The organism is Streptomyces sp. NPDC057694 (genome assembly GCF_042799415.1).
GTDB lineage: Bacteria > Actinomycetota > Actinomycetes > Streptomycetales > Streptomycetaceae > Streptomyces.
On record NZ_JBHVIX010000008.1, the window covers coordinates 25,472 to 40,871 of the forward strand.

Sequence of the window (15,400 nt, forward strand, 5' to 3'; positions counted from 1 at the left end):
GGCCGTGCGTGCGGCTCGGTCCGCGCATCACGCGGCCTCCGTCCGGTCCGCGGCCATGCCGGCCGCGTCGAGCAGCGCGGTGCCCACGATGAGGTCGGCGCCGCCGAACTCCTCGTCGTCCAGCTCGGTGCCGTCGTCCACGGCGAACAGCAGCTTCTCCTCGCCCTGCCGGTAGGCGGTGCCGACGGCCGGGCTCGCCGCGTGCACCGCCAGCAGGGCCACCAGGTACGGCAGTTCGGAGTCGCGCAGGCGGGCTTCGGCGAGCAGGCCGGACAGCCGTCGCGGCGCGTCCGACGGCAGGTCGAGGAGTTGCTTGGCGCTCGCGAGCTGCTCGTCGCTGAACCGGCTGTCGTCCGGGGTCTCGATGAGGTCCGGCTCGGGCATCTCCGCGCCGAGGTGCTCCCGCTCCACGGGCGGGGTCAGCAGTATGTCGACGAGGTCCCCGACACGTACGGAGACGGGCGTGCGCAGCCCGGTGCCGCGCGCGAAGAAGGCGTCCGTCACCTTGCGCGCGTCCTGGACCGGCAGCGGCAGGAGGGGCGCGACGAGCTGTCCGTACAGGTCGAGGCCCGCGCGCGCGGAGGGGGTGGCGAAGGCCTGCCGGTCCTGCTCGGCACGGAACAGCGGTCCGGCCTCCAGAAGCCGCGACTGAAGCTGGGTGTGGCGGCGGATGCAGTCCTTGACGATGTCGACGAGCTCGGCGGCGCGGCGCTTCTGCTCGGGGTCCTCGGACTCGTCGCGCGCCTTGCGGATGTTCGTCAGGATCGCGTTCTCGTGGCGGTAGCGGTCCGCCACGTGGTCCAGGGCCTCGGCGATCATGTCGGGTACGGCCTGCAGCCAGTCGACGGCGCGCACATTGCGGCGGGTGGCGTCGAGTGCCTTGCGCAGCGTCTCCGAGTACTGCACGGTCCGGTAGCGGGCCTGCTCGGCGGCGAGCTGGGCGTCGGCGAGGCGGCCGCGGCTGATCAGTACTTCGAGCTTCACCTCGGCGGCGATCTGGGCGCTGGTGACATCGGTGTCGAGGGCTCCGACGAGGACGTTCACCGCCTCGTCCGTCGTGCGGAGGTAGACGCTGCCCCCGTAGCCGGGCACTTCCTCGATCAGCTTGAAGTCGTAGTCGCGCCGGACATAGGAGCCGTCCGTCGCGAACGTGCCGTAGACGGCGCGGAACCCGCGGTCCACGCTCCCCACGTTGATCAGGTTCTCCAGGACCCAGCGCGCCACGCGCTCATGCTCGGCCACCGGGCGCTGCGGGGCCTGGGCGGCGATGCGGGGCATCAGGCGAGCCACTATCTGCTCGTGGTCCGCGCCCGTGTCGAAGTCCATGTTCAGCGTGACGAGGTCGATCGCGGAGAGGGCGACCTCGGCCATGCCGTACGTCGAGTACTCGCCCGCGAGGTTCGCCTTGCGCACGTCCAGGTCGTGCAGGGGCGCGGTGCAGGCGAGCGCGCGCAGCCGCCGCGCGAGCCCTTCGTCGGCGGCCGGGCCCGGTGCGGGGCGCGGCCCCGCGCTGAGCTGGGGCGGAACGGATTCCGTGGTGGCAGGCGAAGTCACGGAGCACAGACTAGGCGCTGGGTCCGACAACGGTCGAAACGACGCAGATGCCTCGGTACTCGTGGGCCGTCACGCCTCCGGTGTCACACGCTGTCCGTACGCCTCGACGAGCCCGTCGCGGGAGTCGTCGAGGTACTCGGCGAGCAGCGCCTCGGCCTCGTCGCGGTGGCCGTCGGCGAGGGTCCGGACGATCCGCGCGTTGCGGGCGAGGTAGGGCTCGTGGAGGCGGCGCGGGTCGTCGACGACATGGAAGGCGAGCCGCAGTTCGGCGAGCACGCTGCGCATCAGTTCGTCGGTGCGCTCACTGCCCGCGAGGGCGACGAGTTCGCGGTGGAAGTGGATGTTGGCGGTGGAGACGCCCTTCCAGTCGCGGGCCTTCGCGGCTCGCCGTCCGCCCTCGACGGCCGCGGCCACCCGGTCCAGGGCGTACGGGGGTTCGCCGAGCGAGCGCACGACGGAGCACTCGATCATGCGCCGGGTCCGGTAGATGTCCACGACGTCGTCGATGCTCAGGACGCGCACGAAGACACCCTTGTTCAGCCGGTGTTCGAGCAGTCGCTCGTGCGTGAGCAGGCGGAACGCCTCGCGCAGGGTGTTGCGGGAGACGCCGAGCGCGCCGCCGATGCTGTCCTCCGACAGGCGGGTGCCGGGCGGGAAGAAGCCCTCCGCGATCCGGCTCCTGAGGATGTCGGCGACGCGCTCCGCGGTGCTGGTGCGTCCCAGCAGCGCCCGATCGTCGGCGAGTGCGTTCAGTTCTTCCGTGGCCACGGCCGAATTCAAGCGCAGATACAAGAACGAGACAACATGGGTATTGAGGGATCGTTCAACGATCCTCTACCTTGGCGGTCAGGCACGGCTCCGCTGCACGCACCACCCCTTCTGCGAGGTGCTTCATGAGCACGACTCCACCGACGCCGGGCACCACCGCCCCCGAGACGTCCGCACCGCACGCCCCGCTCCCCGCCGCCGACGGCGCCCTCGGCTGGCTGCGGGCGCTCGGCCCACGCGGCAGGCGCGCGTTCGCGGGCGCCTTCGGCGGCTACGCCCTCGACTCCTACGACTACTTCACGCTGCCGCTGAGCATGGTCGCGCTGGCCGCGTACTTCGGTCTGAACAGTGGCCAGACCGGCCTGATCACCACGGTCACCCTCGTCGTGTCGGCGGTCGGCGGCGCCGCCGCGGGCGTGTTCGCCGACCGGTTCGGCCGGGTCAGGGCCCTGATGCTCACGGTGGGCCTGTACGCGGTGTTCACCGTGGCGTGCGGGTTCGCGCCCACCTACGAGACGCTGCTCGTCTTCCGCGCCCTTCAGGGGCTCGGTTTCGGCGGCGAGTGGGCGGTCGGCGCGATCCTGGTCGCCGAGTACGCCTCCGCCAGGCACCGGGGGCGCACGCTCGGCGCCGTGCAGAGCGCGTGGGCGGCGGGCTGGGCCCTGGCCGTCGTCGTCTACACCCTGGTGTTCCAGTTCCTCGACGCCGATCTGGCGTGGCGGGTCATGTTCTGGACCGGCGCGCTGCCGGCCCTCCTGGTGATCTGGGTGCGTCGCCGGGTGCAGGACGCCCCGAAGGCGGTGGAGAGGCTCGAAGTCAGCGAGCGCAAAGGGTCGTTCGCCGAGATCTTCCGGCCGGGGCTGCTGCGCACGACGCTCTTCGCGGTCCTGCTGTCGACCGGCGTCCAGGGCGGCTACTACACGCTCGCCACCTGGGTGCCCACCTACTTGAAGTCGGACCGCGGCCTCACGGTGGTCAACACCGGCGGCTACCTGACGTTCCTCATCTCCGGTGCGTTCATCGGCTACTTGACGGGCGGCTACCTCACCGACCGGATCGGCCGGAAGCGCAACATCGTCCTGTTCGCGATCCTGTCCGCGGTGAGCATCCTGGTGTACACGCACATCCCGGACGGCGCCAACACCCTTCTCCTGGTGCTCGGTTTCCCGCTCGGCTTCTGCATGTCGGCCATCTTCAGCGGCTTCGGCTCGTACCTGAGCGAGCTGTATCCGACCGCCGTACGCGGCACAGGACAGGGCTTCACGTACAACACCGGCCGGGCGATCGGCGCCGTGTTCCCGACCCTGGTCGGCTTCCTCGCGGACAGCTGGGGAGTGGGCGGCGCGCTCGTCTTCGGAGCCATCGGATACGCCCTGGCCGTCGTGGCACTGCTCGGACTGCCGGAGACCCGCGGGAAGGAACTGCTGTGAACCTCACCGACGACGTGACCAACGGCCTCACCGACGAGCGCACCGCCACCTGGACGCCCCGTCGGACCCGCGCCCATTTCCGTACGGGCGCGAGCGCCCCCACCGCAGGCTGGGCACGCGGCCACACGCAGGCCAACCTGATCGCCGTACCCGCCGACTGGGCCTACGACATGCTGCTGTTCTGCCAGCGCAACCCCAAGCCGTGCCCGGTCCTGGACGTCACGGACCCGGGTGAGTGGACCACCGTCCTGGCGTCCGGCGCCGATCTGCGCACGGATCTGCCGCGCTACCGGGTGTGGGAGCACGGCGAGTTGACGGCCGAGCCGACCGATGTGCGCGACCACTGGCGCGGCGACCTGGTCTCCTTCCTGATCGGCTGCAGCTTCACCTTCGAGTGGGCGCTCGCGGCGGCCGGGGTGCCGCTGCGCCATGTCGAGCAGAACAGGAACGTGCCCATGTACGTGACCACGCGCGCGTGCCGTGGCGCGGGCCGGCTGCACGGCCCGCTGGTCGTGTCGATGCGGCCGGTTCCGCCGCAGGCGCTGGAGGCGGCGATCCGGGAGAGTTCCCTGATGCCGGCGGTGCACGGCGGCCCGGTGCACATCGGCGACCCGAGGGTCCTCGGCATCACGGACTTCGACGCGCCGGACTTCGGCGACCCGGTGGAGCGGGCGCCGGGCGACATCCCGGTCTTCTGGGCCTGCGGGGTGACACCGCAGGCGGCCGTGACGGCCTCCCGGCCGCCGTTCGCGATCACCCACGCGCCGGGGCACATGTTCGTCGCGGACGCCCGGGACGAGCAGTACCGGATCGCCCCGCCGTACTGAGTCCGCCGGGCCAGCGTGAGCGCCACGTTCCGTCCGGGCTTGCCTTCAAGCGCTTGAAGTGTGTTCTGCTGCCGAACATGTCGAGCTACACGATTCAGGACGTATCGCGGCGCAGTGGGCTGAGCGAACCCACTCTGCGCTACTACGAGGAGGTGGGGCTGATCGGACCGGTCGGCCGCGACGAGCGCAGCGGGCACCGCCGCTACGCCGAGGAGGACCTCGATCTCCTCCAGGCGCTGGCCTGCCTGCGCACGGTCGGCATGAGCATCGAGGACATGCGCACCTACCAGTCCAACCGGGCGCGCGGCCGGGCGGCCGCCGCCGAGCAGCGCGATCTGCTGCTGCGCCACGCGGCGCGCGTCGAGGAGGAGATCGCGGCGCAGCAGGCCCGGCTCGGTTATCTGCGCGAGAAGGCCGCTCTGTGGGACGCGCGCGAACGCGGCGACGGCGCGGCGGAGGCAACGGCGACACAGCGGTCCCTGGAGGCCGCGAAGCGCCTGGAGGTGCTGCGATGAGCCCGGTTCTGGTGACCGGCGGGTCCGGCTACTTGGGCACGCAACTGATCACCGCCCTGCTGCTCGCCGGGCGCGAGGTGCGGGCCACGGTGCGTTCGACGGCCCGCGAGGCCGAGGTGCGCGCGGCGGTGCGGCGCGGCGGCGCCGACGACGCCGGGCTCCAGGTCGTCGCGGCGGATCTGCTGAGCGACGACGGGTGGCCCGCCGCGGTGGCCGGGTGCGAGGAGGTGCACCACGTGGCCTCCCCGATCCCGGCGATCCAGCCCGACGATCCCGACGAGCTGATCGTCCCGGCCCGCGATGGCACTTTGCGGGTGCTGCGCGCGGCGCGGGCCGCGGGTGTCCGGCGCACCGTGCTGACCTCGTCCTTCGCGGCGGTCGGCTACACGCCCAAGCCGGGCGCGGAGTCCGCTGGGTTCGATGAGGGCGACTGGACCGACCCCGACACCCCGGGGCTCGCGCCCTACCCGCGCTCCAAGGCGATCGCCGAGCGGGCCGCGTGGGACCTGATGGAGCGCTCGGGCGGCGGCACCGAACTCGTCGTCGTCAACCCGACGGGCATCTTCGGGCCCACCCTGACGGCCACGATCGGCTCCTCCATGCAGCTGGTCAAGGCGATGCTCGACGGCGCGATGCCGGTGGCCCCGCGGGCCCGCTTCGGCGTCGTGGACGTCCGCGACGTGGCGGACCTACATCTTCGGGCGATGGCCGCCCCCGAGGCCGCGGGGCGGCGCTTCCTGGCCGTCGCGGACGGTCCGACTCTCAGCTTCGTCGAGCTGGCGGCCGTCCTGCGCGAGCGGCTCGGTCCGCTCGCCGCGCGCGTGCCGACCGAGGAGGCGCCGGGCGCCCCGCTGCCCCGCCCGGTCATCCACAACGACCGGGCCCGCACGGAGCTGGGCTGGCGGCCGCGCGACGTGGCGACGACGCTCGTGGACTCGACCGCGTCACTGGACGCCCTCGGGCTGCTCGCGGACTGACGGGCGCGGCGCACGCCACTCGGGGGCGATGCGCAGCGCCCCGCCGTCAGGCGCGACGCGGATCGGCCCGGCGTCAGAGGCGAGATCAGAGGCGATGTGGGTTGGCCCGGCGTCAGAGACGCCACCCATCGCCTCGACGTCAGACGCGATACGCATCGTCCCGCCGTCAGCCGCAACGCGCATCGCCTCACCCCCAGAGACGACGCGCATCGCCCCGCCCGAGGTCGCGGACAAAGCCGCCGCCACCCCGGCCGACGCCCGCAGGTCAAGGCGTGCGCCGGTTCCGCGCAGCCCGTGCCGTATCTCGTCCGCGGCCAGGGCGACGAGTTGGGGCAGCAGGTCGGTGCAGCGCCGGGCGATCCAGCCGGTGCCCGCGGTGGCCAGCCACCACCAGGCGGCGGTGCGGGTCGGCGCGGGCCCGTCCGGTTCGAAGCCGGGGGCCGGTCCGTGAGCCACGCCCGACGCGGTGAGCAGGGCGTGGAAGCGGGCGGCGAGGAGCCGGTGTCCGCGCTCCCCCGGATGCAGCCGGTCCGCACTCCACAGTGCGCGGTCGGCCACCCGGTCGCCCTCCGAGGCGTGCAGATGGACCGCTCCGTGGCGTTCGGACAGGACGTGGACCACGGAGTTCACCGCCCGCTGCCGACGGGCGAGCGGACGGGCCAGAGCCCCGGGCAGGCCGAGCATCGCGCCCGGGTCGGGCAGACAGGCGGTGAGCAGCACCGCGCCCTGCGCGCCGAACGCGCCGTAGACGGTGTCGAGTCGGGCGGCCACCGCGTGGATGTCGAAGGTGTGGCGCAGGGTGTCGTTGACGCCGACGACGACGGACACGACGTCGGGGGCGAAGGCCAGCGCGGCGGGCAGCTGCCGGTCCAGGACGTCGCCGGTCTGCGCCCCGCTCGCCGCGAAGTTCCGGAATTCGACGGGTACGTGGGAGGGGGCGAGCCCGGCCGCGAGCAGCGCGGCCCAGCCCCGCCACCGTCCGCCACCGACGGGGTCGCCGATGCCTTCGGTGAGGGAGTCGCCGAGCGCGGCGAACCGCAGCGGTTTCATCGCAGCTCCCGGACCGCGGGGAGCCCGACCCTCAGGGGTGCCACGTCGTGCGCCGCCAGGAAGGCGTCCACCGCCGCGCCCCAGCCGAAACACTCGGCACGCGCGCGTGCGGCCTCCCGGCGCTGCCGTTCGGGCCGCGCGAGCACCTCGCGTACGGCCCGGGCGAAGGCCGCTCCGTGGTCGGCGGCCACGGCGCCGGCCGCCCCGACCACCTCGGGCAGTGCCGAGGAGGCGCTGACGACGACCGGCGTCCCGCAGGCCAGAGCCTCCAGCGCGGCGAGGCCGAACGTTTCCGCGGGTCCCGGCGCCAGGCACACGTCGGCCGTGGCCTGGAGGGCGGCGAGCGCCTTCCGGTCGGCGACATGCCCGAGGAATGTCACCGGCAGCCCCCGCGCCCGCTGCTGGAGCCGTGCCCGCAGCGGCCCGTCCCCGGCGACGACCAGCCGTGCGGGGACGCCCGCCGCGCGCAGTGCCGCCAGGGCCGCGATCCCCGTGCCGGGCCGCTTCTCCACGGACAGCCGGGTGCACATGACGAGCAGAATCTCGTCCACGCGCGCGTGCCGAGCCCGCACACGCAAGTCCCAGGACTCCGGTCGGCAGCTGACGAGGTCGACGCCGAGCGGGGCCCGCACCACATTGCGGGCGCCGAGCCGGACGAACTCGCGCTCGGCCCATTCCGTGGTGCACACCACGCGCGCGTAGGCGTGCGCCGTGCGGGAGTTGAGGGCGTCGGCGGCCCGGCGTGCCGCCGCCTCTGGCAGGCCCCACGCGCGCAGGACGCCGTGGGCGGTCTCGTGGGAGACCATGACGGCGGGCACCCGCGCCCGCCGGGCCCACTCGCCGGTCCAGCGCAGCGTCGTGCGGTCCGAGACCTCCAGGCGGTCGGGGCGCAGCCGCTCCAACAGCCGTGTCACGCGCTGCCGTTCGGCGAGCACGCGGTACCCGCCGGTACCCGGCAGCGGCCTCCCCGGCAGCGTGATGACCCGGCCCTGGTCGCTCTCCTCGTCCGCCGTCCGCTCCCCGGGCACGATGAGCACGGGTTCGTGCCCGGCCGCCGCGTACCCGGCGCCCAGTTCGCGCAGCGCGGTGCGCAGGCCGCCGGACGCGGGGGTGACGAAGTTGGCGAGCCGGACGATGCGCAGTGCCCCGCTCATGCCGCCACCACCGTCCGGGCGTGCAGCACCTCGTCGTAGTGGGCGAGCAGTTGGTCTCCCACCGCCGCCCAGGTCCGCCCGGCCACCGCCGTACGGCCCGCCGCACCGAAGGCGGACCGCAGCCCGGGGTCGGCGGCCAGCGCCCGTACCGCGTCGTGCACGGCGTCGGCGTCGTCGGGCGGCACGAGGAGTCCGGTCGTGCCGTGTGCCACGAGGTCGAGCGGGCCGCCGGCCGCGGGTGCGACCACCGGCACGCCGCTCGCCATGGCCTCCTGCACGGTCTGGCAGAAGGTTTCGTACGGGCCTGTGTGCACGAACACGTCCAAGGAGGCGTAGATCCGGGCGAGTTCGTCGCCGGTGCGCCGTCCGAGGAAACGGGCTCCGGGGAGCACGCCCCGCAGGGACGCCTCGCTCGGTCCGTCGCCGACGATCACGACCCGTACGCCGGGCCGCCCGCACACCGGCGCCAGCAGCTCCACCCGCTTCTCGGGCGCGAGCCGTCCCACGTATCCGACGAGCAGTTCGCCGCCCGGTGCGAGGTCGGCCCGCAGCCGCTCGTCGCGGAGCGCGGGGCGGAACCGTGCGGAGTCCACGCCCCGGGGCCACAGCCGCACCCGCGGCACCCCGTGCGCCTCCAGATCGCGCTGCGCCGCCGTGGAGGGGGCCAGGGTGCGGTCGGCGGCGCCGTGCACCCCGCGGATCCGCCGCCAGGCCGTGGCCTCCCCTGCCCCCATGTACGTACGGGCGTAGCCGGCCAGATCGGTCTGATAGACGGCGACGGCGGGAATCCCGAGCCGGGCGGCCGCCGTCATACCGCGCACCCCGAGCACGAACGGGCTGGCCAGATGGACGAGTTCGGCGCCGTGCGCGGCCAGCGTCTGGGCAACGCGCCGGCTCGGCAGCGCCACCCGGACCTGGGGATAGCCGGGCAGCGGCAGTGAGGGGACGCGGACCACCGGGCAGGGCGCGGCCGCGTCCGCCTCGGGGCCGGCCGCGACGGCCGGTGCGACGACCAGGGGATCGTGACCGCGGGCGGCGAGATGCCGGGCGGTCTGCAGGGCGCAGTGCGCCACTCCGTTGATGTCGGGCGGGAAGGACTCGGTCACGATGACGACACGCATACGGGTGTTCTCGCCGCGTCCGGCGTGCCCACGTCAAAGTGGATCTTTCCCGCCGTGGAACGTCCCGTGAGCGTTGGGTCACCCCGCGACACCTGGGGAAACGGCGGGAGGCGGCCCCTCGCCCGGGGGCCGCCTCCCGTCCATCAGGGCGTCACAGGGCCGTCGCGTCCGGCCCGATCCTGCTGCGTACGGCGGTCTGCACCTCGGCCTCCTCGGCCGGGTCGGCGGCGAGCCTGCGCAACTGGTCCACCACCCGGGCGTCACCGGTCTCGGCGTGCCGTGCGGCGATCTCGCGGGTCGACTCCTCGCAGTCCCACAGGCACTCGACGGCGAACCCGGCGGCGAAGGAGGGGTCGGTGGCGGCGAGGGCGCGGGCGGCCTGTCCGCGTCCGTGGGACGAGGCGGTCTCGCGGTAGATGTGCCGCAGGACGGGGGCCGCGCAGACGATGCCGAGGCGGCTCGCCCCGTCGACGAGCGGCCAGAGGGTGGGGGCGTCGGGCCCGTCGCCGCGGACGGCCTCCCGGAGGGCGGTCAGGACCAGCTCGCGGTCCTGGGTGCCGCCGCGGCACGCGAGCATCCGCCCGGCGGCGGCGCCGAGCACGTCGGGCCGTGGTGCCCAGCGCCGGGCACGCTCCACGGCGGCGACGGACCGCATCCGTTCGAAGCAGTCGACGGCCGCGTCCACGACCACCCGGGAGGGTGACTCCACGGCGGCCTCGACGAGATCCAGTACGTCGGGATCCTGGGTGTCGGTGAAGTAGCGCAGGGCGGTGCAGCGGGCTCCGTCCGAACCCTCGCGGGCGGCCCGCAGGATCTCGGCACGGTCCGTGGGGCCCGCGACGGCGGTCAGGCAGCGCGCGGCCGGCACGTACAGCACCGCGCCCCGCTCGAAGCCTTCCTGCGCCCAGTCGAAGACGGCCTGCACGCTCCACTCGGGGCGCGGCCCCGAGGGCCGCATCTGCCGCTGCCAGCGGTCGAAGGAGCCGGATTCCTGGGCGGCACGCACGCGTGCTCCGATGTGGGGCCGCGGGTCCTCGGCCCACAACCGCCACGGGCGGGGCTCGAAGGCGTCGCGGACGGCCGCGACGAGATCGGCCTCGGCGTCCTGGGGGAAGCGGGCGAGGACCGGCTCGGCGAGGGCGCGCAGTCCGGCGTCGTCGTCGCGCAGGGCCAGCTCGTCGAGCGCCCAGGCCCAGTTCCCGCCGAAGGCGGCGTACCTGCGCAGCAGCTCCAGGGCGTCCCGCCTGCCATAGGAGGCGAGGTGCCCGAGCACGGACAGGGCGAGCCCCGTACGGCACTCGTCCGTGTCGACGACGTCGTCGGGGTCGAAGAGGTGCCGCTCGATCTCCCCGAGCTCGCCGTGGAGGTCGAGGTAGAGACGGGCGTAGTACAGCGAGCGGTTCTCCACCTGCCAGTCGTGGCGGGGGTCGCTCAGCACACAGTGATTGAGAGCCGCGAGCGCCTCGTCCCGCGGCGCCGTCAGCGCGTGCAGCGTGCCGTCACCGCGGCCCCGCTGCAGCAGGCCGAGCAGCGTACCGCTGGGCGCTATGACCGGTTCGAACATGGGAAACAGCCTCACATCAAGCGTCGACGCAACCGGGAATCCGCACCTACCTGGCCACGTGACAACACGTCGGAGCGCCCGCCGTTTCTTGCTTGCTGTAGACCATCTCTCTGCCTCTCGTCCAAGGCCCGAACCGGGCCACTTACGGCCCACGTGGCACGTGGGCAGCACCTGCCCCGCCATCGCGTCCGTAAATCACGCCGTCATCATGACCCAGCGGTTCCGCCCGCCGCGACCACATTTCCTGCACCCCCGTTCTGCCTGGTCAGCGCCTGTGTCTCAGGAGGCGCCGAAGAGCTCCAGGAGCTCCGCCTTGCCGAACATCCGAGCCGTGTCGACCGCCGACGGCGTCCCCGCGGCCGGATCCGCGTCACCGGCGAGCAGCGCCCTGATCACCGGCTCCTCGCCCTTGAAGACGGCGCCCGCGAGCGGGGTCTGTCCCTTGTCGTTCGCACGGTTGGCGTCGGCGCCGCGCTCCAGGAGCGCGGTCACGGTCTCCGCGTGGCCGTGGTACGCGGCGAGCATGACGAGCGTGTCCCCCCGGTCGTTCGTGAGGTTCGCGGGCACGCCCGCGTCCACGTACGCCGTGAGTGCCTCCGTCTCGCCGCGGCGCGCGAGGTCGAAGATCTTGGTGGCCAGCTCCACGACCTCCGGGTCGGGGGCTTCGCTCATCGACTGAACCGCCTTTCACATCCGTGCCGGTACAGCCGTGCGGCCGTACGAGTGAATCGCCAGGGTACTGCCCGCCGGGGCACATGAGCGGACCCCGCCGAGGCAAAGATCACGGGCAGTACGGACGACCGTCCGACAGCCCGTCCGGGTACCTCATCCGCGTCTGCTGACCGGGTGAAACATGAGGAAATCCACCCATTTGCACCTTTTGTCGTATAGATACATGCTGTGAGCCTGGAAGAACTCATGGTGACTGTCCCCACCAACCAGGAGAACCCTCATGATCCTGTCCATCTCGGGCGTCGTGCTGCTCGGCATCATCGTCTTTCTGTTCTTCCGCAAGGACGGACTGAAGGCCTCGCACGCACTGGTATGCGCCCTCTTCGGCTTCTACCTGGCGGGCACGGCCATCGCCCCGAGCATCAAGGCAGGCGGCGCGAGCCTCGCCAGCCTGCTCGGCGGGATCAAGTTCTGACGGCCCATCCACCCGCACACACCTTCAGGAGACCGACGTGGTCAGGCGTCCCAACTCCCCGTTGCCCCGGATTCTGAGCACCGGCAGCGCCTCCATCGCCCGGAGCCGGGAAATGGCACGGACGGCCGCCGACGGCGCCACCGACGTACTCCATCCGCTCATCACGATCACCCGTGGACTGCGTCGTCTGGTTGCCGCCGGGCGACGCAAGTGGACGGACACCCCCAAGGACCGGCGCGGACCGCTGCTGTTCCTGGTGGCCGCCGTGGTCCTGGTCGTGGTGTTCATTCCCTACGGGCCGCTGCTCGCGATCATCACGGTCATGGCGGCGGCCGCGTGGAAGGGCCGCGACCCCAAGCAGCCCGAGGCGCCGGCCGGACCCGACGAGTCGCAGGTCAAGCGCCTCTCCTCGCTCTACGAGGCGCTCGTCCCGTACTTCTCCGTGGCCGAGGACCCCAGCCCGCTCTACGCCCACGGCGGCGAGTGGGAGAAGGCCTTCGAGACCTACGACTTCGACGGCGACGGCCGCTTCGACCGGCTCACGATCAGCTACCCCGCCTACTTCACCGACGGCGAGGCGCAGTCGCGGGCCCGGATCGAGCAGCTGCTCGGCGCCAAGCTGGGCCGCGGCCGTGAGTACCACTTCGCCTGGGACGAGGAGGGCAACCACCTCACCGTGACGGTGCTCGCCCCGCTCCCCACCCACATCGCCGCCCAGCGCTTCGTGACCGCCCCCGCCGAGACGGTGCTGGGCTTCACCGACGAGACCGGGGTGCAGCGCACGCTGCCGGTCATGGACGGTGAGGAGCAGCGGGACGTGCCGCCGGTCGTCTGGCGCACCGGCGTCCGCTCCACCGAGCCCCATCTGCTGGCCGTGGGCCAGCCCGGCAGCGGCACGACGTCCCTCGTGCGCTCGATCGCGCTGCAGGCCCTCGAGCACGGCGACGTACTGATCATCGAGGGCAGTGGAACCGGCGACTACGCCTGTCTGGTCGGCCGGGACGGTGTCCTCGCCGTCGAGTGCGGTCTGGCGGGGGCGCTCGCCAGCCTCGAATGGGCGGCGAACGAGACCGAGCGCCGGCTGATCGCGGCGAACCGGGCGCGACAGGCCGGGCACCCCACTCCGGACGACATCAAGCGCCCTCTGTGGATCCTGCTCGACCGGCCCAGCGCGCTGGGTCACCTCGCCGCGGCGGACGGCCGCAGGGATCCGCAGACGCTGCTCCAGGTGCCGCTGCGGCACGGTAGGGCGGCCGGCGTGACGGTCGTCGTGGCCGAGCAGTTCGACAGCCTCGACGCCCTGATCGAGCCGGTGCGCCAGCACACCCGCGCGCGCGTGGTGCTCGGTCCGGCCACTCCGGAGGAGTTGGAGGACGTCCTCGGCATCCAGCCGCCGACGACCCCCACCTCCGAGGTCCCGGCCGGCCGCGGCTACGCCCGTCTGGGCGCGGGGCCGGTCCTCCGGCTCCAGGTGCCGGCCACACCCGACCCCTACGACGACGCGACAAGTGAGGCGCACCGGCAGGCGGTCATGGGGCTGCTGCCGCAGCGGCTCGCCCCCGCCGAGTCCGCGGACACCGCCGTGGAGGCGGAGGCGGTTCCGGACGAGGCCGAGGCGCTCGCGGAGCGCTGACGAAGGATCATGCGATCGGCACTCCATAAGTACTGACGCCGGATCACGCGATCGGCGCTCCATAAGTACTGATGCCGGATCACGCGATCGGCGCTCGTGGAGTACTGACGGCGTATTACGCGATCAGGGTGCGCGGCACGTCCCCGCCCGCACCCTGACCGTCCCTCACCAGTCCGGCCGCCGCCGCGAGCCGCACGGCGGCCTCGTCGGCCACGGCGCCGCCCACGGTGAACGGCAGCCGCACATAGCCCTCGAAGGCGCCGTCCACGCCGAACCGCGGCCCGGACGGCACCCGCACCCCGACCCGCTCCCCCACCTCGGCGAGCCGCGATCCGGAGAGGCCGCCCGCCTTCACCCACAGCGTCAGGCCGCCCTCCGGCACGTCGAACTCCCAGTCGGGCAGTTCCCGGCGCAGTGCGCCGACGAGGGCGTCCCGGTTCTCCCGCGCCTGGCCGCGGCGCAGATCCACGGCCTCCTCCCAGCCGCCGGTGTTCAGCAGCCAGTTCACCGCCAGCTGCTCGACGACCGGAGTGCCGAGGTCCGCGTAGGCGCGCGCGGCGACCAGACTGCGGATCACGTCCGGGGCGGCCCGCACCCAGCCGATCCGCATGCCCGCCCAGAACGCCTTGCTGGCCGAGCCCACCGTGACGACCGTCGAGCCGGCCGGGTCGAAGGCGCAGACGCGGCGCGGCATCTTCTGGTCGCGGTCGAAGTGCAGCTCGGTCATGGTCTCGTCGACCACGAGCACGGTGCCCGCCGAGCGGGCCGCGTCGACCAGTGCGCGGCGCTGCTCCTCGTCGGCGAGCGCGCCGGTCGGATTGTGGAAGTCCGCGACCACATAGGCGAGTCGCGGCGCCGCGTCCCGCAGCACCTGCCGCCAGCGGTCGACGTCCCAGCCGGTGAGCCGGTCGGCCATGGCGACGGGGACGAGCCGCAGCCCCGCCTCCCGCATCAGCTGGAGGATGTTCGCGTAGCTGGGCGACTCGACGGCGACGCGCTCGCCGTGGCCCGCGAAGAGGTGACAGATCGCGTCGATGGCGCCCATGGCGCCGGTCGTCACCATGATCTGCTCGGGCATGGTCGGGATGCCGTGCGCGGTGTACCGCTCGGCGATCATCGTGCGCAGCGCGGGCAGCCCAGCCGGGTAGTCGCCGTGGGTGTGGGCGTAGGGCGGCAGTTCGTCGAGTGCGCCTTGCACGGCGCGGGTCAGCCACGGTTCGGGGGCGGGCAGGGCGGCCGTGCCGAGGTCGATCATCGAGCCCAGGGCCTCGGGCGGCAGCGGTTCGAGGCCCCGGGCGGGGAGCGGGTTCCCGGCCGGGCCCGCGGTCCAACTGCCCGCTCCCCTGCGGGACTCCAGGAACCCCTCGCCGCGCAGCGCCTCGTAGGCGGCCGCGACGGTGGTGCGGCTGACCGAGAGCGCCTGGGCGAGCTCCCGCTCGGCGGGCAGCCGGGTGGCCACCGGGACGCGGCCCTCCAGGACGAGCAGGCGGATGCCGTCGGCGAGCGCCCGGTAGGCGGGCGGGCGGCGGGCGCCGGGGCCCGGCGGGCGCTCCTGCTGCGAGGTGAGCAGCCGGGCGAGCTGGGCCGAGCCGATCGCCGAAGTCCACTGAGCCATGCGGTCCAGTCCACCTTCCCGGAATTGGCCATGGTTGGCAGGGGT

13 protein-coding genes and 1 pseudogene are annotated in these 15,400 nt (G+C 73.3%); 6 read left to right on the top strand and 8 right to left on the bottom strand.

Annotated features, from left to right (window positions below; translation table 11 throughout):
- Positions 1-27: 27 nt before the first annotated feature.
- Positions 28-1,554 carry a hypothetical protein gene (locus tag ACFVDP_RS19410; RefSeq protein WP_383490997.1) on the bottom strand — a complete coding sequence of 509 codons (1,527 nt, stop codon included), beginning with the start codon at positions 1,552-1,554 and terminating at the stop codon, positions 28-30.
- Between the two features lie 69 nt (positions 1,555-1,623).
- Positions 1,624-2,322 (bottom strand): GntR family transcriptional regulator, encoded by a 699-nt coding sequence (locus ACFVDP_RS19415; protein ID WP_383490999.1) that lies wholly within the window; start codon positions 2,320-2,322, stop codon positions 1,624-1,626.
- Positions 2,323-2,447: 125 nt separating this feature from the next.
- On the opposite strand from ACFVDP_RS19415, the gene ACFVDP_RS19420 reads away from it, so the two are divergent.
- From ACFVDP_RS19420 to ACFVDP_RS19435, 4 genes are all read left to right on the top strand, one after another.
- On the top strand, positions 2,448-3,752 hold the full coding sequence (locus ACFVDP_RS19420) for an MFS transporter (protein ID WP_383491001.1): 1,305 nt from the start codon (positions 2,448-2,450) through the stop codon (positions 3,750-3,752).
- A complete protein-coding gene (locus ACFVDP_RS19425) occupies positions 3,749-4,579 on the top strand; it encodes a putative hydro-lyase (protein WP_383491003.1) in 831 nt (276 codons plus the stop codon). Before ACFVDP_RS19420 ends, ACFVDP_RS19425 begins: the two co-directional genes overlap by 4 nt.
- Positions 4,580-4,656: 77 nt before the next feature.
- Entirely contained in the window at positions 4,657-5,094 is a 438-nt protein-coding gene (locus ACFVDP_RS19430) for a MerR family transcriptional regulator (protein WP_383491005.1), read from the top strand.
- Positions 5,091-6,071, top strand: coding sequence for an NAD-dependent epimerase/dehydratase family protein (locus tag ACFVDP_RS19435; protein ID WP_383491007.1), 981 nt, complete (start codon positions 5,091-5,093; stop codon positions 6,069-6,071). The genes ACFVDP_RS19430 and ACFVDP_RS19435 overlap by 4 nt, the downstream gene beginning before the upstream one ends.
- Before the next feature lie 219 nt (positions 6,072-6,290).
- On the opposite strand, the pseudogene ACFVDP_RS19440 reads toward ACFVDP_RS19435, so the two are convergent.
- The 5 genes and pseudogenes from ACFVDP_RS19440 to ACFVDP_RS19460 form a co-directional block, all read right to left on the bottom strand.
- Positions 6,291-7,121: pseudogene (locus tag ACFVDP_RS19440) on the bottom strand (SGNH/GDSL hydrolase family protein); the annotation flags it as partial.
- Positions 7,118-8,275 (bottom strand): glycosyltransferase, encoded by a 1,158-nt coding sequence (locus ACFVDP_RS19445; protein ID WP_383491009.1) that lies wholly within the window; start codon positions 8,273-8,275, stop codon positions 7,118-7,120. The pseudogene ACFVDP_RS19440 and the gene ACFVDP_RS19445, both read right to left, overlap by 4 nt.
- Entirely contained in the window at positions 8,272-9,396 is a 1,125-nt protein-coding gene (locus tag ACFVDP_RS19450; protein WP_383491011.1) for a glycosyltransferase family 4 protein, read from the bottom strand. Before ACFVDP_RS19450 ends, ACFVDP_RS19445 begins: the two co-directional genes overlap by 4 nt.
- Before the next feature lie 151 nt (positions 9,397-9,547).
- On the bottom strand, positions 9,548-10,960 hold the full coding sequence (locus tag ACFVDP_RS19455) for a HEAT repeat domain-containing protein (protein ID WP_383491013.1): 1,413 nt from the start codon (positions 10,958-10,960) through the stop codon (positions 9,548-9,550).
- A gap of 279 nt (positions 10,961-11,239) precedes the next feature.
- Positions 11,240-11,632, bottom strand: coding sequence for an ankyrin repeat domain-containing protein (locus ACFVDP_RS19460; protein ID WP_383491015.1), 393 nt, complete (start codon positions 11,630-11,632; stop codon positions 11,240-11,242).
- 280 nt (positions 11,633-11,912) lie between these two features.
- On the opposite strand from ACFVDP_RS19460, the gene ACFVDP_RS19465 reads away from it, so the two are divergent.
- Both ACFVDP_RS19465 and ACFVDP_RS19470 read left to right on the top strand, forming a co-directional pair.
- Positions 11,913-12,107: a hypothetical protein gene (locus ACFVDP_RS19465; protein ID WP_018534760.1), complete on the top strand. Its 195-nt coding sequence runs from the start codon at positions 11,913-11,915 to the stop codon at positions 12,105-12,107.
- Between the two features lie 112 nt (positions 12,108-12,219).
- Positions 12,220-13,740, top strand: coding sequence for a hypothetical protein (locus ACFVDP_RS19470; protein ID WP_383491017.1), 1,521 nt, complete (start codon positions 12,220-12,222; stop codon positions 13,738-13,740).
- Between the two features lie 115 nt (positions 13,741-13,855).
- Here the strand turns inward: ACFVDP_RS19470 and ACFVDP_RS19475 are convergent, their stop codons facing one another.
- Complete coding sequence (locus ACFVDP_RS19475; RefSeq protein ID WP_383491019.1) at positions 13,856-15,355, bottom strand: PLP-dependent aminotransferase family protein; 1,500 nt, start codon at positions 15,353-15,355, stop codon at positions 13,856-13,858.
- Positions 15,356-15,400 lie beyond the last annotated feature (45 nt).

What these genes read in the sequence shown, in the direction of transcription:
- ACFVDP_RS19420 (WP_383491001.1), top strand. Translation starts at nt 2,448, where the DNA reads ATGAGCACGACTCCACCGACGCCGGGCACCACCGCCCCCGAGACGTCC.
- ACFVDP_RS19430 (WP_383491005.1), top strand. Translation starts at nt 4,657, where the DNA reads ATGTCGAGCTACACGATTCAGGACGTATCGCGGCGCAGTGGGCTGAGC.
- ACFVDP_RS19435 (WP_383491007.1), top strand. Translation starts at nt 5,091, where the DNA reads ATGAGCCCGGTTCTGGTGACCGGCGGGTCCGGCTACTTGGGCACGCAA.
- ACFVDP_RS19445 (WP_383491009.1), bottom strand. Translation starts at nt 8,275, where the DNA reads ATGAGCGGGGCACTGCGCATCGTCCGGCTCGCCAACTTCGTCACCCCC.
- ACFVDP_RS19450 (WP_383491011.1), bottom strand. Translation starts at nt 9,396, where the DNA reads ATGCGTGTCGTCATCGTGACCGAGTCCTTCCCGCCCGACATCAACGGA.
- ACFVDP_RS19455 (WP_383491013.1), bottom strand. Translation starts at nt 10,960, where the DNA reads ATGTTCGAACCGGTCATAGCGCCCAGCGGTACGCTGCTCGGCCTGCTG.
- ACFVDP_RS19460 (WP_383491015.1), bottom strand. Translation starts at nt 11,632, where the DNA reads ATGAGCGAAGCCCCCGACCCGGAGGTCGTGGAGCTGGCCACCAAGATC.
- ACFVDP_RS19465 (WP_018534760.1), top strand. Translation starts at nt 11,913, where the DNA reads ATGATCCTGTCCATCTCGGGCGTCGTGCTGCTCGGCATCATCGTCTTT.
- ACFVDP_RS19470 (WP_383491017.1), top strand. Translation starts at nt 12,220, where the DNA reads ATGGCACGGACGGCCGCCGACGGCGCCACCGACGTACTCCATCCGCTC.
- ACFVDP_RS19475 (WP_383491019.1), bottom strand. Translation starts at nt 15,355, where the DNA reads ATGGCTCAGTGGACTTCGGCGATCGGCTCGGCCCAGCTCGCCCGGCTG.